At 38.5% G+C, this 26306-nt stretch carries 22 protein-coding genes; 13 read left to right on the top strand and 9 right to left on the bottom strand.

Going from position 1 to position 26306, the window contains the following annotated elements; all coding sequences use genetic code 11:
* The first annotated feature begins 14 nt into the window (after positions 1-14).
* From mazG to AABB81_RS00650, 5 genes are all read left to right on the top strand, one after another.
* Complete coding sequence (gene mazG, locus AABB81_RS00670) at positions 15-794, top strand: nucleoside triphosphate pyrophosphohydrolase (protein WP_342157924.1); 780 nt, start codon at positions 15-17, stop codon at positions 792-794.
* Between the two features lie 148 nt (positions 795-942).
* Entirely contained in the window at positions 943-1692 is a 750-nt protein-coding gene (locus AABB81_RS00665) for a dienelactone hydrolase family protein (RefSeq protein ID WP_342157923.1), read from the top strand.
* 67 nt (positions 1693-1759) lie between these two features.
* Positions 1760-2878 (top strand): Nif3-like dinuclear metal center hexameric protein, encoded by a 1119-nt coding sequence (locus tag AABB81_RS00660; RefSeq protein WP_342157922.1) that lies wholly within the window; start codon positions 1760-1762, stop codon positions 2876-2878.
* 2 nt (positions 2879-2880) lie between these two features.
* A complete protein-coding gene (locus AABB81_RS00655; protein WP_342157921.1) occupies positions 2881-3654 on the top strand; it encodes a zinc ribbon domain-containing protein in 774 nt (257 codons plus the stop codon).
* Between the two features lie 152 nt (positions 3655-3806).
* Entirely contained in the window at positions 3807-4331 is a 525-nt protein-coding gene (locus AABB81_RS00650) for a hypothetical protein (protein ID WP_342157920.1), read from the top strand.
* 92 nt (positions 4332-4423) lie between these two features.
* On the opposite strand, the gene AABB81_RS00645 is transcribed toward AABB81_RS00650, so the two are convergent.
* A complete protein-coding gene (locus AABB81_RS00645; RefSeq protein ID WP_342157919.1) occupies positions 4424-5248 on the bottom strand; it encodes a UbiA prenyltransferase family protein in 825 nt (274 codons plus the stop codon).
* Between the two features lie 116 nt (positions 5249-5364).
* Here AABB81_RS00645 and gcvP point away from each other — a divergent pair, with 116 nt between their 5' ends.
* The 5 genes from gcvP (at position 5365) to AABB81_RS00620 (ending at position 14142) form a co-directional block, all read left to right on the top strand.
* Positions 5365-8211, top strand: a complete 2847-nt coding sequence (gene gcvP, locus AABB81_RS00640) for an aminomethyl-transferring glycine dehydrogenase (protein WP_342157918.1) — start codon at positions 5365-5367, stop codon at positions 8209-8211.
* Between the two features lie 157 nt (positions 8212-8368).
* Positions 8369-9367, top strand: a complete 999-nt coding sequence (gene pdhA, locus AABB81_RS00635) for a pyruvate dehydrogenase (acetyl-transferring) E1 component subunit alpha (RefSeq protein ID WP_342157917.1) — start codon at positions 8369-8371, stop codon at positions 9365-9367.
* Between the two features lie 45 nt (positions 9368-9412).
* Positions 9413-11026 (top strand): pyruvate dehydrogenase complex dihydrolipoamide acetyltransferase, encoded by a 1614-nt coding sequence (locus tag AABB81_RS00630; protein WP_342157914.1) that lies wholly within the window; start codon positions 9413-9415, stop codon positions 11024-11026.
* A gap of 162 nt (positions 11027-11188) precedes the next feature.
* Positions 11189-12505 (top strand): Na+/H+ antiporter NhaA, encoded by a 1317-nt coding sequence (nhaA, locus tag AABB81_RS00625; RefSeq protein WP_342157912.1) that lies wholly within the window; start codon positions 11189-11191, stop codon positions 12503-12505.
* 35 nt (positions 12506-12540) lie between these two features.
* A complete protein-coding gene (locus AABB81_RS00620) occupies positions 12541-14142 on the top strand; it encodes a cation:proton antiporter domain-containing protein (protein WP_342157911.1) in 1602 nt (533 codons plus the stop codon).
* A gap of 8 nt (positions 14143-14150) precedes the next feature.
* Here the strand turns inward: AABB81_RS00620 and AABB81_RS00615 are convergent, their stop codons facing one another.
* Both AABB81_RS00615 and guaA read right to left on the bottom strand, forming a co-directional pair.
* A complete protein-coding gene (locus AABB81_RS00615) occupies positions 14151-16043 on the bottom strand; it encodes a PBP1 and LysM peptidoglycan-binding domain-containing protein (RefSeq protein WP_342157910.1) in 1893 nt (630 codons plus the stop codon).
* A gap of 136 nt (positions 16044-16179) precedes the next feature.
* The gene (gene guaA / locus AABB81_RS00610; protein ID WP_342157909.1) at positions 16180-17712 is read right to left on the bottom strand and encodes a glutamine-hydrolyzing GMP synthase; all 1533 of its coding nucleotides are present in this window, start codon (positions 17710-17712) and stop codon (positions 16180-16182) included.
* Between the two features lie 536 nt (positions 17713-18248).
* Between guaA and AABB81_RS00605 the strand changes: the two genes are divergently transcribed.
* Positions 18249-18395, top strand: a complete 147-nt coding sequence (locus tag AABB81_RS00605; RefSeq protein WP_342157908.1) for a hypothetical protein — start codon at positions 18249-18251, stop codon at positions 18393-18395.
* A 118-nt stretch (positions 18396-18513) separates the two neighbouring features.
* Here AABB81_RS00605 and AABB81_RS00600 read toward each other — a convergent pair whose 3' ends face one another.
* Positions 18514-18897, bottom strand: coding sequence for a hypothetical protein (locus tag AABB81_RS00600; RefSeq protein WP_342157907.1), 384 nt, complete (start codon positions 18895-18897; stop codon positions 18514-18516).
* A 147-nt stretch (positions 18898-19044) separates the two neighbouring features.
* Positions 19045-19422 (bottom strand): hypothetical protein, encoded by a 378-nt coding sequence (locus AABB81_RS00595; RefSeq protein ID WP_342157906.1) that lies wholly within the window; start codon positions 19420-19422, stop codon positions 19045-19047.
* Positions 19423-19613: 191 nt separating this feature from the next.
* On the opposite strand from AABB81_RS00595, the gene AABB81_RS00590 reads away from it, so the two are divergent.
* Positions 19614-20069 carry a hypothetical protein gene (locus tag AABB81_RS00590; RefSeq protein ID WP_342157905.1) on the top strand — a complete coding sequence of 152 codons (456 nt, stop codon included), beginning with the start codon at positions 19614-19616 and terminating at the stop codon, positions 20067-20069.
* An 82-nt stretch (positions 20070-20151) separates the two neighbouring features.
* Here the strand turns inward: AABB81_RS00590 and dnaK are convergent, their stop codons facing one another.
* Positions 20152-22074 (bottom strand): molecular chaperone DnaK, encoded by a 1923-nt coding sequence (gene dnaK, locus AABB81_RS00585; RefSeq protein ID WP_342157904.1) that lies wholly within the window; start codon positions 22072-22074, stop codon positions 20152-20154.
* A gap of 254 nt (positions 22075-22328) precedes the next feature.
* Here dnaK and AABB81_RS00580 point away from each other — a divergent pair, with 254 nt between their 5' ends.
* Positions 22329-23846, top strand: coding sequence for a glycoside hydrolase family 10-like protein (locus AABB81_RS00580; protein WP_342157903.1), 1518 nt, complete (start codon positions 22329-22331; stop codon positions 23844-23846).
* Between the two features lie 2 nt (positions 23847-23848).
* Here AABB81_RS00580 and yaaA read toward each other — a convergent pair whose 3' ends face one another.
* Genes yaaA through AABB81_RS00565 form a run of 3 tightly spaced genes read right to left on the bottom strand, consistent with a single transcriptional unit; the run spans position 23849 to position 26263 of the window.
* Positions 23849-24607, bottom strand: a complete 759-nt coding sequence (gene yaaA, locus AABB81_RS00575) for a peroxide stress protein YaaA (RefSeq protein WP_342157902.1) — start codon at positions 24605-24607, stop codon at positions 23849-23851.
* A 22-nt stretch (positions 24608-24629) separates the two neighbouring features.
* A complete protein-coding gene (locus tag AABB81_RS00570) occupies positions 24630-25676 on the bottom strand; it encodes an RluA family pseudouridine synthase (protein ID WP_342157901.1) in 1047 nt (348 codons plus the stop codon).
* A gap of 17 nt (positions 25677-25693) precedes the next feature.
* Positions 25694-26263 (bottom strand): PASTA domain-containing protein, encoded by a 570-nt coding sequence (locus AABB81_RS00565; RefSeq protein ID WP_342157899.1) that lies wholly within the window; start codon positions 26261-26263, stop codon positions 25694-25696.
* Between the last annotated feature and the right edge of the window lie 43 nt (positions 26264-26306).

The following is a 26306-nucleotide window of genomic DNA, read 5'->3' as shown; positions in this document are numbered from 1 at the left end:
GTAAAAATCTGTTTATGACCAAAAGAGAATCACAGCTTCAGGCCTTCGGGGAACTTTTAGACATCATGGATGAACTCCGGGAAAAATGCCCTTGGGACAAGAAGCAAACCATGCATTCTCTGAGACATCTCACTATTGAGGAAACCTATGAACTAGGAGATGCCATTCTTGACAATGACCTGAGTGAAATTCGAAAGGAATTAGGTGACCTCTTATTGCATATCGTTTTCTATGCAAAGATTGGATCAGAAACAGGCTCCTTCGATATGCTGGATGTTATCGAAGGCATTAACAAAAAATTAATAAGCCGTCATCCTCATGTTTTTGGGGATGTAGTCGCGGATACCGAAGAACAGGTCGCTAAAAACTGGGAGCAGTTAAAACTTAAAGAAGGTAAAAAATCGATTTTAGAAGGAGTTCCCAGATCCTTACCAGCACTTGTCAAAGCGAGTAGAATTCAGGATAAAGCGGCCAGTGCCGGTTTTGACTGGGACCGTTCTGAACAAGTATTCGAAAAGGTACAGGAAGAAATAGAAGAACTGCACCAAGAGGTAAAGCTTGAAGACCAAACAAGAATAGAATCTGAATTTGGCGATGTACTCTTTTCGCTGATCAACTATGCCCGCTTTATCGATGTAGACCCTGAAAGTGCCCTTGAAAGAACCAATAAAAAATTCATCAAACGTTTTCAATACCTGGAAACTGAAGCCAAAAAGAATGGTGAGTCTCTTAAGGATATGACCCTGGCACAGATGGATGTGTATTGGAATCAGTCCAAGGATCATTTTAAGTAATCATTTTTTTCGCTTAAGTTGTAGAAACCCTTTTGCAGTCAAAGCCTGTCATATTTTAAAAAGAGCTTTATCCCCAATATTTGCTTTCATATGGACGGGATGAATAAATATGTTTAACTTTAATCTTTGTTAATCATGTAAATCGTCTATGAAATATTATATTCTTTTGTTATTTTTCTTACTGCCATCTTTAGCCTTTTACGCACAGTCTGACGGTCAGTTTATGGGAGAAACAATCAGCTTTAAGTCAGATGATGGCTTAAAAGTTACTGCGGACCTCTATATGGCGAATGAGTCAAATTCACCCTTTATCATACTTTATCACCAAGCGGGTTACAGCAGAGGAGAATACCGCAGTATTGCGCCACAATTGAATGCAATGGGTTTTAATTGTTTGGCCGTAGATCAGCGTTCAGGGGATAAGGTGAATGGTATCATCAATGAAACGCACAAAAGAGCAATTGCTGCAAATAGACCCACTGATTATTTAGATGCGATCCCAGACATAGAAGCCGCTTACCTATACGTGAAATACAGTATAAAACCTGATAAAATCATCTTATGGGGCAGCTCCTATTCTGCGGCTCTGATGTTTTATATGGGAAGTGTACATCACAAGAATTTGAACGGTATCCTGTGCTTTGCTCCGGGAAATTACTTTAAGATCAATAACAAAGAACTCAAAACCTATGCGGCAAGAATTACCTGTCCTGTTTTTATAACCTCTGCCAAAAGTGAATACAAAAACTGGAAGGGTATTTATGATCAGATCAGGTCTGATAAATCATATTTTTTACCAGAGTCAGAAGGAAAACACGGATCGAAAGCCCTGTGGAGCGATAATCCGAGTCATCAAGCATATTGGGCGGCCGTTACAAAATTTTTGACTAAACTTTAACGCTTGCCTGCCTTTAAAAAAACAGATCAAACGTGAGCATTATAAACCCCTTAGCCTAAATCAAACCATGACCAAAGTTAAACACATTACAGCACAAATTGAAGAACTATGTCCTTTGACTTATGCCGAAGATTTCGACAATGTAGGGCTTCTCGTAGGAGATGATATGCAAACTGTTACCGGAGTTCTCGTAGCACTGGATTGTCTTGAATCGACTGTCGACGAGGCAATAGAACATCAATGCAACCTTATTGTGTCTTTTCACCCAATAATATTCAAAGGCTTAAAAAAACTCAATGGGAAAAACTATGTGGAACGAGCCGTCATCAAGGCTATAAAAAACGACATTGCCATTTACGCGATGCACACCGCCCTGGATAATTCATTTAAAGGGGTGTCGGCAAAAATGGGCGAAATGCTTGATCTGCAAAACACACAGGTTTTAATGCCGCAGAAGGGGCACTTGAGAAAACTGACAACCTATGCTCCCGAAAACGCTGCTGAAGAAATCAGAACCGCTCTTTTTGAAGCTGGAGCGGGTCATATAGGAAATTACAGTCATTGCAGTTTTAACCTGCAGGGAGAAGGCACCTATCTGGGCAACGAGCATTCAGAACCGGCCATTGGAGATAAAGGCAAACTCGAAACCGTGGGAGAAAATTTTATCAGCGTTATTTTTGAAAAACATCTCGAACCAAAAATTTTACAAGCGCTAGACGATACGCACCCATACGACGAAGTTGCTTACGATATTGTGGGGCTTGAAAATGTACACGACAGGATAGGAATGGGTGTGATCGGAGAATTGAAACAGGCCTTAAGCCCGCATAACTTTTTTGAGAGCCTGAAACGAACATTTGACCTCAAAACAATCAGACACTCTGAAATTAGTAAAACCGAAATCAAAAAAGTTGCCGTTTTAGGTGGCTCAGGCAGCTTTGCCATTGAGCAGGCCATCAATTCAGGTGCTGACATATACATCACTGCCGATCTTAAGTACCACGATTTTTACAGAGCAGAAGGAAAGTTAATTCTTGCTGACATAGGACATTATGAAAGTGAACAGTTTACAAAAAATCTTTTAGTCGAGTATCTTACAAAAAAAATCACTAATTTTGCACCTGCCTTGCCGAAAAGCAGGATTATTTTAGCAAAAAACAATACAAATCCGATCAACTATTTTTAGAGATGACAAAAAAGAAAGAGGTTACCGTTGAAGAAAAATTAAGAGCGTTGTATGATTTACAGCTTATCGATTCTAGAATTGACGAGATCAAAAGTACAAGAGGAGAATTGCCCCTGGAAGTAAAAGATCTTGAAGATGAAATAGAAGGCTTGCAGACAAGGCTTAATAATTTTAGTACCGATATTGAGAATCTGGAAACTTCTATTGCGAATAAGAAAAATAATATAGAGGAGGCCAAAGCATTGACTAAAAAATACGAGGAACAGCAAAAAAATGTAAGAAATAACCGGGAATTCGATTCAATTTCAAAAGAAATCGAATACCAGGACCTTGAGATTCAATTGGCTGAAAAACATATTCGTGAGTTCGAGGCTAAAATTGCTGCCAAGAATGAGATCATTTCTGCTGCGAAAGAGAAAATGGATGAAAAACAAACACATCTTAAGCACAAACAAAGTGAACTGAATTCAATTCTTGAAGAAACTGAAAAAGAGGAAAACTTACTTCATCAAAAATCTGAAGAGTACAGCAAAATGATTGACGAAAGGCTTTTAAAGGCTTATAAGAAAATCAGATCAAATGTTAGAAATGGTTTAGCTGTTGTCACCATCGAAAGAGGTGCTTCAGGTGGTTCCTTCTTTACCATTCCACCTCAGCGACAGGTTGAGATTGCCACCCGTAAAAAGATCATCACTGATGAGCACAGTGGACGAATCCTTATTGATTCTCAACTGGCTGACGAGGAAAAAGAGAAAATGTCAAAATATTTTTCTTAAACCTCTATGTATCGTTGAAAAAAACGAGAATTTACTGTCATTAATAAAGCGAAGATGAATTATAAATACATAAGCATCTTCGCTTTATTATTTTTGCTTTGTACGGCCTGTACAAAAGTTGAAAAAGAAAACAAAGGAGCAGAATTTACCATATGCATTGTGCCAGGTGTCATGTTGTCCCGGATATCAATCACCTTCCAATAGAATATTGGATCAAGAGCATTCTTCCCGAAATGGCAGCCCGTATGGGTATCAAGGATGGAGATTTTAAGCCTTATGACAAAATGGGCTTTGATGAAATGCAGATCGTCCATAAATCAGGAATTTATCCCTATTTGTCAATTTTAAACGACCAAGACTGGAACATCTTAAAAGAGTATATATTAAATATTGCCCCAGACAGTCTTCAGCCGACAGTGCAAAAAGGAATATTAAAGAAACAAAACAGGTTTACAGCAAAGGATTTTGATCAGGATGGAGACATTGATTTTGGAATCATTTCCACTTTTCCGGATTATACCAATAAACCTGAATATTCGATCGTATATCTGGAGAATTTAGATGCAAAATCATATAAATTTCAGACCTATTCCTTCGAGGAAGCTAACCTGAGCCGCTGGTTCCTTTTAGACTCCGGGGACATAGATATAAAGACGGAGATACAGATATTATTTTAAGTGCATTTACGCATGTATTCACGCCGGTGCCTTCAGAAATCACCTCGGCCTGGGATAAAAACAATGTCGATTTCATGATCTTGGAAAACACGCTAATCGACAAAAAGAAGGTAGAGTAAATACCATAAAACAGGCAAAGACTCTATCCAAAAGGCAGTGTAGTATCGCTGACGTTTCATTCCTGAAAAACCAATCATAATCATCGTTATGGCCATCATAAAAAGGTCGATCCTAAAATAATCTGATTGTTTTGAATACAATATGACATCTAACATAAGATATACTATTAATGCTGCTATGGCGATTAGTTTTGAGGTATTTACGCCTAAGGCCTGAGGCAAGGTTGACAGCTCCTCAAGGTCGAACTGGGCATCCCGGATATCAAAAGGTATGGTAATGGCAAAAACAAAAAGAAAGCGTTGGAGTACATGAAAATAGACAAGCTCGGTCTGTTGAATTCCGGCCGCAAACAAAGGAAAAACCATAGTCACACCTGTCCAGGTTGCTGAAATAAGAAATAATTTTAAAGCCGGTATATTTCTAAGGCCTGTTGCCCCCTTTTTAAACGGAAAAACATAAAACACTGTTGCAGCCACAAACGGAACCAAGACCAGAATCTCCGTGAGCCTAAAGTTCAGCGCATAATATATACAGCCAGTCATAGCCGTGAAATTCAAAATAATGAGCCCCTTGTTGTTTGACCTGAACCAGGATGCCATCATACTATTGATCCAGTCAATCTGTTTCAACCTAATTAAATTGTAGGATAAAATCGTAGAGAAAAATACAAAATTCGCCAGAGGCTGATCGTTGATGTCAAATTGCAGAAAAGTAATTTTGGTCAAAGAATATGCAGCTACAGCTACATGAATATTTCCATAAACATAAAAAGCAAACCATCTTTTCAACAAGTCCATTTCATAAAATAAGAATTATAAAAATAATTAAATATTTCAGTATTATATCATTTTCAAAAATGAATCGATTTCGTCAAAATTGAGTACTTTTGTGTTCCTTAATTCAAACAAATATTATGCGAACAGATTCTTTTGTTTTACGTCATCTTGGGCCAGGCCAAAATGAAGTGTCTGAAATGTTAGACACAATTGGTGTGAATTCACTTGATGAACTGATTTACAATACAATACCTAGCGACATTCGATTAAAGAACGTATTGAATTTACCTGAGGCAATGAGCGAAAATGAATTTGCTTCTCACATTCAGAAACTTGGTAACAAAAACAAACAATTCAAATCTTATATAGGTCTTGGATATCATCCCACTACCCTTCCGGCGGTAATCCAAAGGAATATTTTTGAAAATCCGAGTTGGTATACTTCTTACACCCCTTATCAGGCTGAAATTTCTCAGGGCAGACTTGAAGCCCTTCTTAATTATCAGACCGTTATTACTGATCTTACGGGGCTTTCTTTGGCTAACTCTTCCTTGCTCGATGAAGGCACAGCGGCTGCAGAGGCCATGATTATGTTATGGAATGCCAGAAGCAGCAATCAGAAAAAGAACGGAGCAAATAAGTTTTTTGTTTCAGATACATTGTTGCCGCAAACCAAAGACATTTTGATTACTCGGTCAGAACCATTGGGAATTGAGTTGGTGCATGGTAACCATACAGACGTTTTGTTGAATGAAGACTTTTACGGATGTATTTTGCAATACCCTGCAAAGGATGGTATGGTCTTTGACTATACGTCATTTATCGAGAAGGCCCATACCATGGAAATTAATATCGTGGTTGCTGCAGACATTCTGAGCCTGGCCATCCTGAAATCTCCTGCCGAAATGGGTGCTGACGTTGCAGTTGGAACAACACAACGCTTCGGGATCCCTCTTGGATTCGGAGGACCTCATGCTGCCTATTTTGCAACCCATGAAAAATACAAAAGGCATATACCGGGCAGGATTATTGGTGTTACGGTTGATGCAGATAATAACAGGGCCTTAAGAATGGCACTGCAAACAAGAGAGCAACATATCAAGCGCGAAAGAGCGACTTCCAACATATGTACGGCACAGGTACTTTTGGCTGTAATGGCCGGAATGTATGCAGTATATCACGGTGGAGAAGGTATAAAATACATCGCCAGGCAAATTCATTCCTTGGCAAACATCCTTGATCAGGCCCTGCTCAAACTAGGATTGGAACAAGAAAACAAGGACTTTTTTGATACCTTGAAAATAAAAGTCTCAAATACCGATAAACTAAAGACGCTTGCAGAAGAACAGGAAGTGAACTTTAACTATATAGATGAAAAAACAATAAGTATTTCTATAAATGAAACAACTACAGAGTCTGATATAGAGCAAATTATAGATATTTTAGCTCATTCAGAAAACTTGTATTCATTTAAAATTACCGACTGCCCGGTTTGTTTATCGATTCCAAAAGAATTACAGCGTACCTCACCTTTTCTTACTCATGAGGTCTTTAAAAAATATCATTCCGAAACCGAAATGATGAGGTATATCAAAAGACTGGAAAGAAAAGATATTTCACTGGCCGATTCCATGATCTCACTTGGTTCCTGTACCATGAAACTGAATGCGGCTACAGAAATGCTGCCTCTTAGTATGAGCAACTGGAATTCTATCCATCCTTTTGTTCCTGTAAATCAGGCACAGGGATATCATGAAATGCTGAAGGGACTGGAGGCTCAACTTAATGAAATTACCGGTTTTGCCGCTACTTCTTTACAGCCTAATTCAGGGGCACAGGGCGAATATGCCGGTTTGATGGTCATCAGGGCCTTTCACAAATCCAATAATGACGGACATCGCAATATTTGTCTTATCCCGGCTTCTGCTCATGGAACAAATCCTGCCTCAGCAGTGATGGCAGGTATGAAAGTTGTTGTGACTAAAACTTCTGAAACAGGAAATATAGATGTGGACGACCTTAGGGAAAAAGCCATTTTGCATAAAGATAACCTTGCGGCATTAATGGTAACGTATCCATCAACGCATGGCGTTTTCGAATCTGAAATCAGGGAAATTACAAGGATTATTCACAATAATGGTGGTCAGGTCTATATGGATGGCGCGAATATGAATGCCCAGGTAGGGTTGACAAATCCGGCAAAAATTGGAGCCGACGTTTGCCATTTAAACCTTCATAAAACTTTTGCCATACCCCATGGAGGAGGAGGTCCGGGAGTAGGCCCTATTTGTGTTGCATCCCATTTAGCTGATTTTTTACCTTCCAACCCCGTGATAAAAACAGGAGGAATCAAAGCGATCAACGCCATATCAGCTGCACCATTTGGTTCTGCCATGGTCGATCTGATCTCTTACAGCTATATTAAAATGCTGGGAGGAAGTGGTTTGACCGAATCTACTGTCACTGCCATTTTAAATGCCAATTACCTTAAATCAAGACTTGAAAAACATTACAAGATCCTTTACGCCGGAGAAAAAGGTTTTGCTGCACATGAAATGATAGTTGATTTCAGGGAATTTAAAGCTAAGGGTATTGAAGTTACTGATATAGCCAAAAGGTTGATGGATTATGGTTTCCACGCCCCTACTGTTTCCTTTCCGGTGGCCGGCACATTGATGATAGAGCCTACTGAAAGCGAGAACAAACAAGAAATTGACCGGTTCGCTGATGCTTTGATCCAGATCAAAAATGAAATTGACCATTATGATGGAGGAGATAGCGTACTTAAGAATGCACCGCACACCCAGGCAATGCTTACAGCTGATGACTGGGAACATGCCTATACGAGAAAAGAGGCCGCTTTCGCCCTTGATTTTGTTTCTGAGAACAAATACTGGCCAAGGGTACGCAGAGTGAATGATGCATATGGTGACAGGCATTTAGTCTGTTCATGTAACCCCATAGAAGATTATATAGAACAATAAAATTGTGAATTAAAGTTTGATTAACTAAGAATACAAATAAGTTTATGTCGGATTCTCTGCGCCAAGCGCAAGAATTAATGAATTTTGTTAATTTTTTTAGAATTCAATTATCTAAAAAAGTTGTATTTTTGCCATTCTGAAAAAATTGTAAATACAAATGAAGAAAATAACGAAAGAAACCTATATCAACTGGTACAAAGACATGCTGTTTTGGAGAAAGTTTGAAGACAAATTGGCAGCGGTTTATATACAACAGAAAGTAAGGGGTTTCCTGCATTTATATAACGGTCAAGAAGCCGTACTTGCAGGTGCTTTGCACGCCATGGAGTTGTCAAAGGATAAAATGATCACTGCTTACAGAAACCATGTTCAGCCTATAGGAATGGGCGTGGATCCCAAAAGGGTTATGGCAGAATTATACGGAAAAGTCACAGGGACTTCTAAAGGTATGGGTGGTTCTATGCATATTTTCTCAAAAGAAAAAGGATTTTATGGAGGTCACGGTATTGTTGGTGGTCAAATACCATTAGGTGCCGGAATCGCGTTTGCCGACAAATACTTTGGTCGTGATGGGGTTACCATAACTTATTTTGGTGACGGTGCTGCCAGACAAGGCTCGTTGCACGAAACATTTAATATGGCAATGGCTTGGAAATTACCAGTGGTTTTTATAGTTGAAAACAATGGTTACGCCATGGGTACTTCTGTTGCAAGAACGGCAAATCATGAGGAAATCTGGAAGTTAGGACTTGCCTATGAAATGCCTTCGGAACCTGTTGATGGTATGAATCCTGTTTTGGTAGCCCAGGCCATGGACAAGGCGATCAAGCATGCAAGAAGCGGTAAAGGCCCTTATTTCCTTGAAATGAAAACATACCGATACAGAGGTCATTCTATGAGTGATGCACAAAAATACAGAACAAAAGAAGAAGTCGCAGAATACAAAAAGATCGACCCTATTGCTCAAGTTCTGGCTGTAATCAAAGAAAAAAAATACCTCACCGATAAGGAAATTCAAGCCATTAATGATGACGTAAAAGAACAGGTTACGGCTTGCGAGAAGTTTGCTGATGAATCACCTTATCCTGAAAAGCAGCAACTTTACGATATGGTTTATGAAGAAAAAGGGTATCCCTTTTTAAGCCACAGATTGTAAAAATTAAGAAGATTAAAAGTTAATTATCCAATAAAGAAAAAATATATGGCTGAAATTATAACCATGCCGAGATTGAGTGATACCATGACAGAGGGAGTTGTGGCCAAATGGCTTAAACATGTTGGCGACAAAATTGAAGAAGGGGACATTCTTGCAGAAATTGAAACTGACAAAGCCACTATGGAATTTGAATCATTTCATGAGGGCACATTACTGCATATTGGTGTAAATGAGGGAGAAACTGCAAGTGTAGATACCTTACTGGCAATTATTGGAGATGAAGGTGATGACTATAAAAGCCTTTTAAAACAAGCAAATGGCTCATCTGATGTGAGCGAAAAGGAAGATGCCCCTGTTGAAGTTGCTGAAGAAGCAAGTGTTTCGGGACAAGTTGATGCCCCGGCAGGAGTCGAAGTCATTACGATGCCAAGGTTAAGTGATACCATGACTGAAGGAACGGTAGCTAAATGGTTGAAAAAAGTTGGAGAAACAGTGGATGAAGGTGATATTCTTGCCGAAATTGAAACTGACAAAGCCACTATGGAGTTTGAATCATTCCATCAGGGTACCTTGCTTTATATTGGCGTGAACGAAGGCGACTCTGCAAGTGTTGATGCTGTATTGGCAATTATTGGTGATAAAGGAACCGATGTTACAGCTTTTGCAGAAGGTTTAAAATCTCAATCAGTTGAGTCAAAATCAGCTGAAGTGAAGAAAGAAAAGCCTGCAAAGGAAGTACCTGTAAGTAAGGAACCTGCAAAAGCAGTGAGCCAGCAACCGGTTGTACCAGTTACTTCAAACACTGGAGGAAGGATCGTGGCTTCCCCGCTGGCAAAAAAACTGGCGGCTGAAAAAAGTATCAATCTTGCTCATATTCAAGGAACCGGAGAAGGTGGAAGAATCATAAAAAGAGATATAGAAAATTATACGCCTGGAACGGCTACTGGTGCTCAAATGCCATTTATCCCTTCAGGACAGGAAAGCTTTGAGGAAGTTCCAAATTCGCAAATGAGGAAAGTTATTGCAAGAAGGCTTGGTGAATCAAAGTTTACTGCGCCTCATTATTATTTGAATGTAGAATTTGACATGGATAACGCCATCGCATTCAGAACACAATACAATTCCATTCCTGACACAAAAATCTCTTTTAACGATATTATAGTAAAAGCCGCAGCCTTGGCACTGAAACAACATCCGCAGGTAAATTCTCAATGGTTTGATGACAGGATCAAAAAGAACCATCACGTGCATATTGGGGTTGCGGTTGCAGTGGAAGACGGATTATTGGTCCCTGTATTGAAATTTGCAAATGAGCAAAGTCTTACGCAAATCGGATCTCAGGTCAAAGATTTTGCTGGAAGGGCAAGAAATAAAAAGCTGACTCCTGAGGAAATGGAAGGAAGCACTTTTACCATTTCAAATCTAGGTATGTTTGGTATCACTGATTTTACAAGTATCATCAATCAACCTAATTCGGCAATCCTTTCAGTGGGAGCTATTGTTCAAAAACCAGTAGTGAAAGAAGGAAATATTGTTGTGGGAAATACCATGAAACTGACCCTTGCCTGTGACCATAGAACAGTAGATGGTGCAACGGGAGCTTTGTTCCTTGAAACTTTGAAAGGATATATCGAGAATCCTGTAACGATGCTGATATAAAAATATATAAACGAATAAAAAGGGCCCGTGTAATTTACACGGGCCTTTTTTTTTACCTTATTGAACTGAGTTCAAACTGCGTATATTTGAATTTACTAATGCAGCTATGCCCTGAATGAATCAGTTTTTCTATCAATTTACAATGGAACAAAAAGAGTGACTATGGACAAACCTTTGAATTTCTTTAAGATATCGCGATTTATTAATGAAGAAGCCTATGGAGGAATCCTGCTGATTGTAGCAACGATTGCAGCCATGTTTTGGGCCAATTCTTCATTTTATGATTCTTATCATTATATATGGCATGATTATCAGGTTGGTTTTGTCTGGGGCAAGATCAACATGGTATCCTCATTGCACCATTGGATCAATGACGGTTTGATGGCATTGTTTTTTTTCGTGGTCGGTCTTGAAATAAAAAGAGAAGTTATAGGCGGAGAATTATCCTCAATTAAAAAAGCCTCTTTACCCATAGCAGCGGCAGTTGGCGGGATGCTGATGCCAGCATTATTTTATGCTATCGCCGCTATTAACTATCCTGAATACATCAACGGCTGGGGAATTCCGATGGCGACCGACATTGCTTTTGCCTTGGGCCTGCTTGCCTTGCTGGGGAATCGCGTTCCTCTGAATCTTAAAATTTTTCTAACAGCCCTTGCCATTGCTGATGATTTAGGTGCAGTTCTTGTTATTGCAGTATTTTATACCGAATCTATAGATTATAATGAATTACTCTATGCCGGAATTTGCCTTGTTATTCTGATTACTGCCAATTTGGCCGGTGTCAGAAGGGCATTATTTTATGCGATTCTTGGTTTCGCCGGTGTTTGGATCGCCTTTGTGTATTCAGGGGTACACGCCACAATAGCCGGAGTTTTAATTGCATTAACTATTCCTGCAAGGACAAAAATAAATGAAGAAAGCTATATTGATAAACTGACGCTGTATTTAAACAAATTCAAAAAGGAAGAATCAGATACTAAAAGTTCTCTTCTGACAAAAAAACAAGTATACCTTCTAGCCGAAATTCAGGATTTAAATGAAAAAGCGATCACTCCCTTGCAAAGGCTTGAACACACTTTACACCCGGTTACTGCCTATTTTATATTACCGGTTTTTGCCTTGAGTAATGCAGGAGTTCATATAGATGGTAAAATAATGGATATGCTGATCCATCCCATATCCATTGGTATTATATGTGGCCTTGTATTGGGAAAATTCATAGGGATATCACTTTTGTCAAAACTAGTGGTCACATTTAAAATCGCCTCACTGCCCGAAGGTGTAAGCTGGCATCAAATATATGGCGTGGCATTTCTGGCAGGGATTGGTTTTACCATGTCCATGTTTATTTCCGATCTTGCCTTTAAAGAAGAATCATTCAAACAAATTGCAAAGGTAGGAATCATGGCTGCCTCTGCATTATCGGCAATCATTGGAATGTTATGGCTTAGTATTGGCTCTCAGAAAAAGGAATAGACTATTTTTTTAATTGATTAAACAATAATTGTTTTATGGACCCCTTATGGATCATTTTTGCCTTTGGCTTTGGCTTTACAGTGAAACAAATAGGTCTTCCCCCTCTGGTGGGTTTTCTTATGGCAGGATTCGCATTGAATGCGCTTGGGGTTGAAAATAGTGAGGCCCTGGACCATATCGCTGATTTCGGGGTTTTACTTTTATTATTTACGATCGGATTAAAACTCAAGATCAAAAACCTTCTCAAACCTGAAATCTGGGCAGGTTCTTCACTTCACATGCTGATTACTACGCTGATGTTTGGATTATTGATCCTGCTCCTTGGCCTTTTCGGTTTTTCGAAATTTACTGAACTAAGCATTCAAACCTCATTTTTGATCGCCTTTGCACTGAGTTTCTCAAGTACAATTTTCGCTGTTAAGATCCTTGAAGAAACAGGAGCCATGAAAAGCACACATGGAAAGATTGCGATTGGCATATTAGTCATGCAGGATATTTTTGCAGTTGTTTTTCTTACCGTAAGTTCCGGAAAAACACCTTCTGTTTGGGCTCTTGCCCTACTCCTATTACTCTTTGTTCCAAAAATGATCAAAAACCGTAAACTCTCCTTTGTACTGAACAAAACAGGACATGGAGAATTACTCATCCTATTGGGTGTACTCCTTCCCCTTTCGGGTGCCGCATTATTCTCAGTAGTCGGGTTAAAACCGGATTTGGGGGCCCTTGTTTTTGGCATGTTACTGGCCGAACACGATCGGGCCGAAGAACTTGCAAATACAATGATGGATTTTAAGGACCTTTTTTTGGTCGGGTTTTTTCTGACCATTGGCTTATCCGGCCTGCCAGACCCAGAGGCCTTGAGTACGTCAGTTCTCCTTGCACTTTTGATGCCTTTAAAAATAATCTTGCTCTTTTTGATTTTAACCAGGTTCAAATTAAGGGCCAGAACTTCGGTACTCAGTTCCTTTAATCTTGCGAACTATAGCGAATTTGGTCTTATTGTTGGGGCAGCAGGCGTTGCCAACGGATGGATCACTACAGAATGGCTGGTCATATTTGCTGTTTCCCTCTCACTAACCATGATAATGGCTTCTTTATTAAATATGAAAGCACAGCCTATATATGCCAGGTTTCAAAAATATTTTCTTCATTTTGAAACAGACACGCGATTGCCTGAAGATGAACCCATAGTTTTTGGTAAAGAAGAAGTTATCGTTTTTGGTATGGGAAGAACCGGATCTGAAGTCTATAGGGTTATGACCGAAAAATATCATAAAAATGTATTGGGCATAGACATTAATCTCGACGTTATCAAAAAGAAAAATGCCTTAGGATATCATGTCATTCAAGGTGATGTGACCGATCTGAATTTTTGGCAAAGGGTTAATATGTCGGTTAATCTGCCTTTGATCATATTGGCAACACCAAGTCACGCCACACATATGAATGTTATTCAGCAACTGAAACTTGTTCATTGCAATATAAAAGTGGCAGCTATCTCCAGATACAATGACGAAATGAAGGAGTTGACTGATGCTGGTGTTGATGTTGTTTTTAATTTATATGAAGAAGCAGGCTTTGGTTTTGCCAACCACACATACAACCAGATATACGGTAAAAAATCAGTGGAGAATTAGAGCCTTTTCTAATTGACTACCTTTTCAGAAAGACCATCATACTTTATGATATATACTCCTTTATTGATTATTCCTCCCGAAGTATTTTCGATAAAATCATATTTGGTTCCTATTCTTTCCGAAACTCCCTGATTAATAAGATCGGGGTCATTCGCTAGACGCTGTAAAAGATCATAAGTAAGGTCAAAACCTTCAACTGAAAAAGACGAAGGCCTTCCAAAATACTTCTTTCTATAGATTGTTTCAAAATGCTTATAGGCCGCCGAATTATAATCAATAAATGTATTGCTCGGATAATGGAAGTTCACACGTGCCAAAAAATTATTATCAATTTTATTGAAGTTTCTATCTTTTTCAAAACCAAAAACAAGCAAACTGTCTGCTTCAGGAAAAACCCCTAAATTATTAAATACGTCACCCAGATAGGCCGGGTCATTGTCAGTAATAAAAAACCAATTCACAATATTTCTTTCAAGCGTATCCCTGAACACCTTGAATTCATCAGGCTTTATATAACCGTCTTTTGGCTCCAGAACCTTAACTTCTTTTTCAGGATTTAAAGCCTGCAGATCAGCAATGATCCGGTCGTAATGTTCTTGAGACCTTTGACTTGTATTTTTAATTACAATAAGGTCTTGATTTTCGTAATTGGCCTTTATATAATCCATCATCTCTTCTGTATGATTCTCAAGTGATGCTCTTTCCTGTACCAGCTTATTATTGTCGATATCAGAATGATCCTTTGTCGAGATTGGCGAAATAATCAGGGGCTTTCCATATTTGAGATTATTTGAAACCGCTTTCACATTCGACAGGAACAAAGGCCCTACAATGGCATCAAATTCCTGCAGCCCCGGTTCCTCGCTGATTTTTTTTGAAATTTGTTTATTGTTCTCTGTGTCGAAAACCTTCATCTTGACCGATAATCCCTGTTTCTTCAAGGAGTCTATTGCAATCAGTGCTCCGAAATAAAAATCAGTTGATATGTTCAAAAGCCTGTCCCCTTCAAAATTTAAACTATCCCTTTTACTTTTAAAAGGCAACATCATTGCAATCTTCAGTTCTGTATCCGCAGGAATATAATCTACAAATAAAGGTTTTTCGAGACTTAAGTTATTTGGAACCTTGATCAGCATACCCTCTTTAATTCCACCTGACACCTCCGGATTCAATGCCAACATTTCATCTTCAGTTATTCCAAATTTTCTTGTGATACTGTACATCGTTTCTAATTTCTGCACTTCATAAATCAGAAACTCATCATCAACCATGGTAGTAGACTCAATGGGTACCAGGATGACATCATCAATCTGCAGCCCATTTTGAGCAATCTTCGGATTTAATTCTTCAAGATATTCAATCGTGATTCCGAAATTTTTTGAAATACTGTATTTTGTTTCCTTGGGTTTTACCAAATAAGGCTGTGTATTTGCCTCTTTGGCCTTTAATTCGGAGTCATCTATCTTTAATGGGATTTTTATCACCTGTCCTATCTTTAAGCCTTTTTCGGATAAAAATCGATTGTTGCGTTTGAGTTCTTCAGCAGTAACATCAAAGCTATTGGTAATACTGTACATCGTCTCCTTAGGAAGGACCTCGTGATAAATGAACTTATCAACTATAATATCTTTATCACCAACTCCTCTTAGATCAGCGTTGGTAATATCCGCCAAAGGATCATACTGCTTATTGGGAATGATGATGATGTCGTTCACGCTTACATTATCCTTTACATCAGGATTCAATTTTAAAAGATCATATGGAGTTACTGATAATGCTTTAGATATACTTTGTATAGTCTCCCCCTCCTTAACTTTATAAGTGATAAACCTTTTGTCCTGAGCAAAAGCAGCTGACCATCCAAAAAATAATAATAAAATTAAAAGCTTAATATTTTTCATAAAGTCTCGTATGTAATAATTTTAAACTGAAATTAATCCTCAATATTTCATCAAAGATATGTTTTTTTAAATCTTTTAGAAACCACCCCAAGAAACAGGCAAAGCTCGCTTCAGCATATTCGTCAAAAGGATTTAGCTACTCCCATTCAATCGTTGCCGGCGGCTTTGAACTGATGTCGTAAACAACCCTGTTCACTCCTTTTACTCCGTTAATAATCTTGTTAGAAGTTTCCTGCAGGAATTTATAAGGAAGGTCAACCCAGTCTGCTGTCATTCCATCTGTTGATGAAACAGCCCTTAAAACCACCGCTTTCTCATAAGTTCTTTCATCCCCCATCACTCCTACAGATTGCACGGGTAACAACATGGCTCCAGCCTGCCAAACCGAATCATACAATTTCCATCGTTTTAATCCTTCCAGAAAGATATGATCAACTTCCTGCAGCATTTTAACCTTCTCAGCTGTAATATCTCCTAAAATTCTGATTCCCAAACCTGGTCCCGGAAAGGGATGCCTGCCAAGCAACTCATCGTCGATTCCCAAACTTCTTCCAACCCTTCTCACTTCATCTTTAAATATAGTCCGCAAAGGCTCAACCACCTTAAGTTTCATAAAATCAGGTAGTCCGCCAACATTATGATGAGACTTGATCGTGGCTGAAGGCCCGCCTGTGGCAGATACTGATTCAATCACATCAGGGTATATGGTTCCTTGTGCCAGCCAGGTGACGTCTTCAATCAAATGCGCTTCGTCATCAAATACCTCTATAAAAGCATTTCCAATGGCTTTCCTTTTTAATTCAGGGTCCTCGATTCCCTTTAATTTGTCCAAAAACTTCTCTGAAGCATCCACTCCCTTAACATTGAGCCCCATATGCTTATATTGATCAAGGACACTTTCAAATTCATTTTTTCTCAATAAACCATTATTGACAAAGATGCAGTAAAGATTTTTACCAATTGCCTTATCGAGCAGGACGGCTGCAACTGTAGAATCAACACCACCTGACAACCCAAGCACCACTTTTTCATCTCCAATTTTATCTTTGAGTTCAGCTACTGTGGTTTCAACGAAAGAAGTCGGAGTCCAGTCTTGTTCCAGACCGGCTATATGCACCAGAAAATTTTCGAGTAGTTGTTTTCCGTCTGTTGAATGATATACTTCGGGGTGAAACTGGATCGCATAGGTCTGCTCACCCAAAATTTGAAAAGCTGCATTGTCAATATCATGTGTACTGGCAATCACCTTATAATTTTTCGGTAATTCTATAATCGTATCGCTATGACTCATCCAAACCTGAGAGCCTTCGTTTATGTTGTCAAAAAGCGCATTGCTGTGATCTATGTATGACAAATTAGCTCTCCCGTATTCACGTGAACTGGATTGACCCACTTTGCCTCCAAAGAAATGCACCAGGTATTGGGCTCCATAACAAATCCCCAACAAAGGTTTTTTTCCTTTAATCTCTGAAAGATCAGGATGGGGAGCATCTCCATTTCTTACTGAATGAGGGCTTCCCGACAGTATCACTGCCTGAAATTCATTGACATCAAATTTTTTGCTGTTGTATGGGTGAATTTCACAGTATATATTCAGTTCCCTTACCCTTCTTGCGATAAGTTGCGTGACCTGTGACCCAAAATCTAAAATGAGAACCTTGTTTTGCATGCGCAAAAATAAAATTTAATTCATTAAAATAGCATCCTAGTTATTTTTTTTATCAATGATTTTAAATTACTTTCTTTCCTACACTGAAATTTTGAACAGTCAGAATGCTAAGATCGGGTTTCACTTTATTTTTATTTTTAAATTTTGTTTTTATTGCAAACACTTTTGCTCAAGATCATGAACAAACCAACCAGCAGACCCATAAAGCTGAAGATCATCATCAAGTTCATAAAAAACACGTCATAAGTGCTTCCCTAAATCATACTGTCATCCTTTCATCCCTAAAAAATGATGAAAATAAAACCAATATTATCTTGTCATCTTTTGGGTACAATTATACGTGCGCGTTCAACCGCAAATAGGGTATTGGATTACACAGCGATATTATTACTGAAGATTTTGTAGTTAAAGTAAATGAGGCTGGTCTTGAAAGATCAGGAGGCACCAAGGTCAATAATACTGCCATCAATAAAAGAGGAACGCCGGTTTCTGCCGCTCTTATGTTTATTTACAAACCTATCCCTAATTTAGGGTTCATGGCAGGAGCAGGCAGAGAATTTTCCAGTCATCAAGATTTTACAGTAATCAGGTTTGGTTTAGAAGCTCCAATTCACCTACGCCATAACTGGGAGTTATTTGGTGTTTTAATTTATGATATCAAATTGATGCCTATAAAAGTTTAACCTAGGGCATTGGTATTGGCTAGATGTTTTAAAAAAAAACGGGGCGTCACTGAAAAATAAATATCTTTTTGGTTGGGTCCTGTCAGCAACCTGCAAATGCGACTTAAAAAATTAACGCTTACTCCTTTAGCACCTTGTTTCCTGAAATCCTCATATATCCTTGAGGATGAGAAACAGTTCCTTGAAAAGAGTGAGATTGAAATCTTAAAAAAATATCAATTTTTTCTCCTTCCATAACAATGTGAGCCCTCACTTTGTTGTCTTCATAGATTAAGTCCTTCATAGGAATGACCCTGTTCCAAAAGATTACATTACCATTTAAAACGTTGTCTTCATAGCTAAACTCCAAAAGGCCTTTTTGGTATTTTAAACCAATAGACGGAGCCTCATATTCCCAGGTACCCAATAATACAGAAGGGTCATCATTATGCTCTAATTCAGTAAAACCTAATGTTAACAAAAGTAATAAGAAGGAAAAACTTGCGCGTAAAAATTTTATCATATAAAAACTCATTCTGTTAGACGCAAAAATACTAAAAAAAATGTTTAACCATGTTTAAAAAATGTTGAACGGTTAAAAATTATTTTAATCATAAAAAAAAGCCATCAGTTTTGATCCTGATGGCCTTGTTTTTTTATCAATTCAGAACTACTTCTTTGTTCCTTTCATTTCCAACGCACCCTGTGAATAAGAAACTGTGCCCTCCAATGTCTTTTTTGTAAAGTTTAAATCAAATTTCACTATTTCCCCCTGCACATTCATAACAGCCCTGAGATTATTCTTTTGATAAACAATTTCTTCCATTGCTGATCCCTGCCCTCCAATGATCATTTCACCAGCCAAAACCCCATCAATTTTCTTTAAAACAAGAACTCCTTTTTGATATTCGTACGGTGCATCCGGGATCGTATAATCCCATTCTCCTAAAATTTTCTTAACTCCCATAAAACTATCCACCATTGTAAAACTACTTAGTACAACAATAGACAAAAGTATCAGGCTTTTTAAGGCAAGGTTTTTCATCATTTATGTTAATTTAATATTTGAGACCATCAAATGTATAAAATAAAACTTCATTTTATTGCTCAGAATGAAAAATTATATTGTTAAAACTAAGATCATATTGATATAGTAATGATCTCTCGTGGCAATATTTAGGAACTATTTCGGTTATCATATGTTCAAAACAAGTTTAACCTATAAATAAAATGAAAATTATGTTAAAAAAAATGTTAATCGCTGTATTCCTTTTTGCTTCAATTCTTGGAGCTGAGGCCCAGTCTTATGATTACAAGATCGTAACAAGTATTGAATCTGTTGTTCCCATGGGACTGGGAAGATCAAGAATTATTTCGGCTGAAGAAGAAAAAAACCATCAGGACTATACCTCGTCGAGGACCGAGGAGAACAGCAAACAGAATAAATCCAAAAGAGGAGAGGCCAAGGTTGACAACTTTGACGAGACTAAAATATTAAACTTTTTTAGTGCTGCGGGTATCAATTTTCAAAACATAGCTTCAAACGATGCGTTAATTTCATCAAAAGTGAATACCATGATTGATGAAGGATGGGAGTTGGCTTTCGTAACAAGCGGTGTAGAAAGTGACGCCGGAAAAGGTGATGGTCAGGGAATCTTCATCACAAGATTTATCTTTAAAAAGTTAAGATCCTGATAGATAACTAATTTTAAAAAAAAGGATTAAAAAAACCGTCACGCTCAATGCGTGACGGTTTTTTTTTATGAATGCTAATTACTTAGTCTTCTTTTACTTCTTCAAAATCAACATCCTGAACATCATCCTGTGATGCTTCACCATCTCCCGACGGTCCGGCACCTGCATCAGCTCCTGGCTGAGGGCCTCCTGCTTGTGATTCTTGCTGCGCCTTGTAAATTTCTTCAGAAGCTGATTTCCAAGCTTCGTTGATTTTTTCCATTGCGGCATCAATCTGTGCCAGGTCTTTAGACTCATGAGCCTTTTTCAATTCTTCCAAAGAAGACTCGATGGGCGCTTTCTTATCAGCTGAAAGCTTGTCTCCAAATTCCTTTAACTGACTTTCAGTTTGAAAGATCATTGCATCAGCACCATTGATTTTTTCAGCAGTTTCCTTTGCTTTCATATCAGCATCCGCATTCGCTTCGGCATCAGCTTTCATTTTTTGGATTTCTTCCTCAGACAATCCGGATGAAGCCTCTATACGGATATTGTGTTCCTTACCAGTTCCTTTATCTTTAGCTGAAACATTGATAATACCATTGGCATCTATATCAAAAGTAACCTCAATCTGAGGAACTCCTCTTGGTGCCGGTGGAATTCCATCAAGGTGGAACCTGCCAATTGTTTTATTATCGGCTGCCATGGCCCTTTCTCCCTGCAATACATGAATTTCAACGGATGGCTGATTATCTGCGGCTGTAGAGAATACCTGAGACTTCTTTGTTGGGATCGTCGTGTTCGCTTCAATCAGTTTCGTTGCGACATTCCCCATGGTTTCAATACCTAATGAAAGAGGTGTAACGTCTAATAAAAGTACATCCTTTACTTCTCCTGTAAGTACCCCACCCTGAATGGCTGCTCCAATGGCAACAACCTCATCAGGATTCACTCCTTTCGAAGGTTTCTTTCCAAAGAACTTTTCAACTTCTTCCTGAATTTTTGGCATTCTTGTTGAACCACCTACCAGAATCACGTCATCGATATCCGATGTGCTGAGATCAGCATCTTTTAAAGCTGCGCTAACAGGACTCATTGATCTTTTTACCAAAGAATCAGACAATTTCTCGAAATGAGCTCTTGTTAAAGTTTTAACAAGGTGCTTTGGACCTGATGCCGTAGCAGTCACATAAGGTAAATTAATCTCAGTTTTTGTGCTGGATGATAATTCTATTTTTGCCTTTTCAGCAGCTTCCTTCAATCTTTGAAGTGCCATTGGATCTTTTCTCAAGTCCAGATTCTCCTCCTTTTTGAATTCTTCAGCTAACCAGTCAATGATCACCTGATCAAAATCATCACCACCTAAATGCGTATCCCCATTTGTAGACAATACTTCAAAAACACCATCTCCAATTTCCAAAATGGAAATATCAAAAGTACCTCCACCAAGGTCATAAACTGCTATCTTTTTATCATGACCAGATTTATCCAAACCATAAGCCAACGCTGCAGCAGTAGGTTCATTGATAATTCTGCTCACTTTTAAACCAGCGATTTCACCAGCTTCTTTTGTAGCTTGCCTTTGAGCATCATTAAAATAAGCAGGTACTGTGATAACTGCCTCTTTAACTTCAGTTCCCAAGTAGTCTTCAGCTGTCTTTTTCATTTTCTGCAACACCATAGCGGAAATTTCCTGAGGCGTATACAATCTTCCATCAATATCAACCCTGGGGGTATCATTGTCTCCTTTCACAACTTTATAAGGAACTCTTTCTGCCTCCAATTTGCATTCAGAATATTTGTTTCCCATAAATCTTTTGATAGAAGAAATTGTATTGACAGGATTGGTAACCGCCTGACGTTTTGCAGGATCTCCAACCTTTCTTTCTCCGTCTTCAACAAAAGCAACGATAGAAGGCGTTGTGCGTTTTCCTTCAGCATTAGGAATTACAACGGGCTCATTTCCTTCCATCACAGAAACGCATGAGTTGGTTGTACCTAAATCTATTCCAATTATCTTACTCATAATATTATATTTTTAATTTTTATTGATTCTTATATTTATTTACTGTTGCTGTATGGACAATCACTATGCCAGAGCTGAAATTCATGAATTATGTCACGTTTTTGGCATATTTTAATGACATACTGACATAAACAGTCTGAAAGCAGGCCTTTATTGACTTGTTTAATTACAGTTAATATTTAAACAATGTTCTTGTAATTGGCCAAATAAGATCCTATTTTTGGCTTATACATTAATTCATTCCAATCACCATTTTGAAATCATTTATTTTCATTTTAATTCTGGTTTTCAATGTCACTGTTGCACTTGCTCAGGAAAAACTTTTAAGAGAGTTCAGGGGTGTTTGGGTGGCCACTGTGGGCAATATTGACTGGCCCAGCAATAAAAACCTCAGTGTTGATCAACAAAAAAAAGAAATCATTGACATGCTGGACCTTTTTAAAAGCATGAATTTCAACGCCGTCATATTCCAGGTCAGACCTTCGGCAGATGCTTTCTACAATTCAAAATATGAACCTTGGTCATTTTATTTGAACGGAACAAACAATAAAGCCCCCTCCCCTTATTATGACCCTTTGGCCTTTATGATTCAGGAAGCCCATAAAAGAGGCATGGAATTACACGCTTGGCTAAATCCCTATCGGGCAGTGGTAAACTATCAGGAATTCAGGTCAAACCCTTTTCCACTTACTTATGAAAAACCAGAATGGTTTATAAATTATGGCAACAACAAATACTTTGATCCGGGAATACCCGAAGTCAGGGCACATACTAAAAAAATCGTAACTGACATCGTTCAGAATTACGATGTTGATGCCATACATTTTGATGATTACTTCTATCCGTATCAAATCAAAGATCAGGAATTTGATGATCACAGGAGTTTTAAAACTTTTGGCGGAGACTTATATCCCAACCAAAGGGATAGCTGGAGAAGGCAAAATGTCGACAGGATTATACAGGAATTATATATGACAATCAAAAATATTAAACCCTGGGTTCAATTCGGCATCAGTCCCTTTGGAGTTTGGAGAAATTATTCGGATGACCGAAGAGGTTCGGCTACTGAAGCCGGCCAGACAAACTACGACAATCTTTATGCCGACATTCTTTTATGGATGCAAAAAGGGTGGTTAGACTATATCCTGCCTCAAGTCTATTGGCACATGGGCCATGAGAAAGTTGACTATGGACAAATAGTCCAATGGTGGGCAGCCAACTCCTTTAATACCAATCTTTTTATAGGACATGGATTATACAGGCTTGCAGACAAAAAAGAAGACAAGGCCTGGAATCTTCAAAATCCTACACAGATCGAACGACAACTCGATCTTAATTCCAGTATTTCACAAATCAAGGGAAGTGTTTTTTTTAGCGCTGCATCATTAGCGAAAAACCCGTTCAACATCAATGACGTGCTGACTCAAAAATATTTTCAAACACCTGCATTACAACCTGTAGCCAATAAAAAAGAAAAATTCACACCTCAACCTGTGATCAATGCCAGGTTGCGTAAACTTAAAAACAAACAGTATGTCTTGGAATGGGACCTTATGTCTGAGAAAACTGAGCATCAGGCAGTAAAATTCCTCATTTATCGCTTCGACGAAAATGAAGTGCACAATATAAACAAGGCTTCTAATATCCTAAGCCTTACAGGTGAAACTTCTCTGGTGATTCCCAAGAAGATACTGAAAGCCGGGACCAGCCTTTTGATCATTGCGGTGAGCAGAAACAACGACATGAGCAGTCCAGTAAATGTTAAATTGTAAACCTATCTGGTGAATACGAGTTCCGTCTCACTGGATAAATTCTCATCAAAGGCATAATGATTATAATGAAAGCCCTTAAGCCCCTCTATATCATTGATCTTATTCTCGGCAATATAGCGTACCATTTGCCCTCGGGCATGTTTGGCAAAGGTCGCGATTATTTTGTATTTACCATTTTTGAAGTCTTTAAAAACAGGAGTTATAACTGCGGCCTTCAATTCATTTTTATCAATCGCTTTAAAGTATTCATTACTGGCTAAATTAATCAATAATTCACCTTTAGACATTTCCTTATTCAAGGCTTGGGCAATTTGCTTATCCCAAAATTTATACAGATTAGGTTTCACTCCTACCTGTAACTTCGTACCCATTTCCAAACGATAAGGCTGTATAAGATCCAGTGGTTTTAAAATGCCATACTGGCCCGATAAGATCCTTAAATGTTCCTGTAAAAACGAGAGATCTTCTGCAGGAAGCGTATTGACATCCAGACCTCGGTATACTTCCCCGGTAAATGCATACACTGCCTGCTTTGCATTGTCAAGATCAAAAGGAAGTTCCCATTCCTGGTTTCTCTCAAAGTTCAATTGCCCTAAAGCAGGAGATATCGACATCAGCTTGGATAAACTGCGGGCAGACTTTTTTCTTAAAATTTTATTTAGTCTTTCAGCTTGTTTCAAAAAAATGCCTTGACTAAAATCACTGGTAGGAGCCTTTGATTCAAAATCAAGAGACTTTGCGGGTGAAATCACTATTTTCATTTGACTTTATATTAAATTCAGATCAGATTTCGTTTTGATTGACTGTGTATTTTCTCCATTTCTCAATGCATTGCTTCATATCCTCGGGAATTTCAGAGTCGAAAAATAATTTCTCCTTGCTTACCGGATGCTCAAATCCAAGGGTTTTGGCATGCAACGCCTGCCTGGGAAGGATCTTAAAACAATTGTCTACAAACTGTTTGTATTTGGTATAAGTGGTTCCTTTTAAAATTCTTTCTCCACCATATCTTTCGTCATTGAATAAAGGGTGTCCCAAATACTTAAAATGCGCCCTTATCTGATGGGTTCTTCCGGTTTCCAATTTACATTCCACCAGGGTCACGTAGCTAAACCGTTCCAAAACCCTGTAGTGAGTAACTGCATGTTTGCCAAAATCACCTTCGGGAAATACATCCATCTGGAGCCTGTTCTTTAAACTTCTTCCTATATTGCCGGTAATAGTTCCTTGATCTTCGGTTAAACTTCCCCAAACCAATGCTTGGTAAACGCGATCAGTCGTTCTCTCAAAAAACTGACTCGCCAGATTTGCCATGGCATACTCGGTTTTGGCTACGACCAGCAAACCACTGGTATCCTTATCAATCCTGTGGACCAGACCGGGTCTTTCATTGCTGTTTTTTGGTAAACCCTGAAAATGATAGATCAGACCGTTCACTAACGTTCCACTGTAGTTTCCATGGCCTGGATGAACCACCATTCCAGCGGGTTTATTGAGCACAATCACTTCTTCATCTTCATGGATGATATCTATGGGAATATTTTCTGCAACCAGCAAATTCTCATGCGGGGGATGTGCCAGAACAACCCTGACAATATCCTGAGCCTTAACTTTGTAATTTGCCTTAACCACTGCATCATTTACCAGAACGTTGCCGGCCTTTACAGCCTGTTGAATTTTATTCCTGGTGGCATTTTCTATGAAATTCATCAGAAACTTGTCAACCCTTAAGGGTTCCTGACCTTCACTGGCAACAAATTTAAAGTGTTCATATAACTCATCATCGACTGTGATATGTTCCTCATTTTCATTCATCTCTTTAGCTGACATTCTATAGTTTAATTGATTTATTTGATAGAATCTCTGTCTACGAGCCCATCACCCAAAACAAGGTCTATTACTGTGTTTTTAGGTAAACGATCTCCCGGCATTACATTTTTACTCCCAATCTCCAGGCCTCTTACCACATCCCTTCCCAGATCCTTTACAAACCTTTCCTTTCCAATTCGGAATCCCAGGGACTTTAACTGAATTACCACCTGCCTTTTTGTTTGATCCAATACGTTTGGAACCGTTACTTTTCTGTAATCAGAAGGATTTAAAGTGAGGTATATCTTTCTGTTCTCTTTGACAAAATCACCTGGCATGGGATTTTGCTCTATAACAGATTTTGGTGGAAATTTAGGATTGAAACTGGCCGAATCAATAACGACATAATTCAATTTGAATTCTTCAAGAATCTTTTCCGTTTCTGCCAAACTTAGCATTTCCAAATTCGGAACCTCTATCTTTTCATCGTGTTTGGTGTGATATCCCAACCATTTAACCAGTCCAAATAAGAGCATGAGGGAAATGGCAATCATTAGAATAAGCGTTCTTAAAAACTCCTTACTTTTCAAGTATTGCAGTACATTCATTTCTCAAATAAAATTTGTCAAATATACTTTAAAAATTGATAAC

This window comes from Lutimonas vermicola (genome assembly GCF_038433205.1).
Taxonomy (GTDB): domain Bacteria; phylum Bacteroidota; class Bacteroidia; order Flavobacteriales; family Flavobacteriaceae; genus Lutimonas; species Lutimonas vermicola.
The sequence above is the reverse complement of the archived record's forward strand: the minus strand, read 5'-3'. Positions and strand labels throughout refer to the sequence as shown.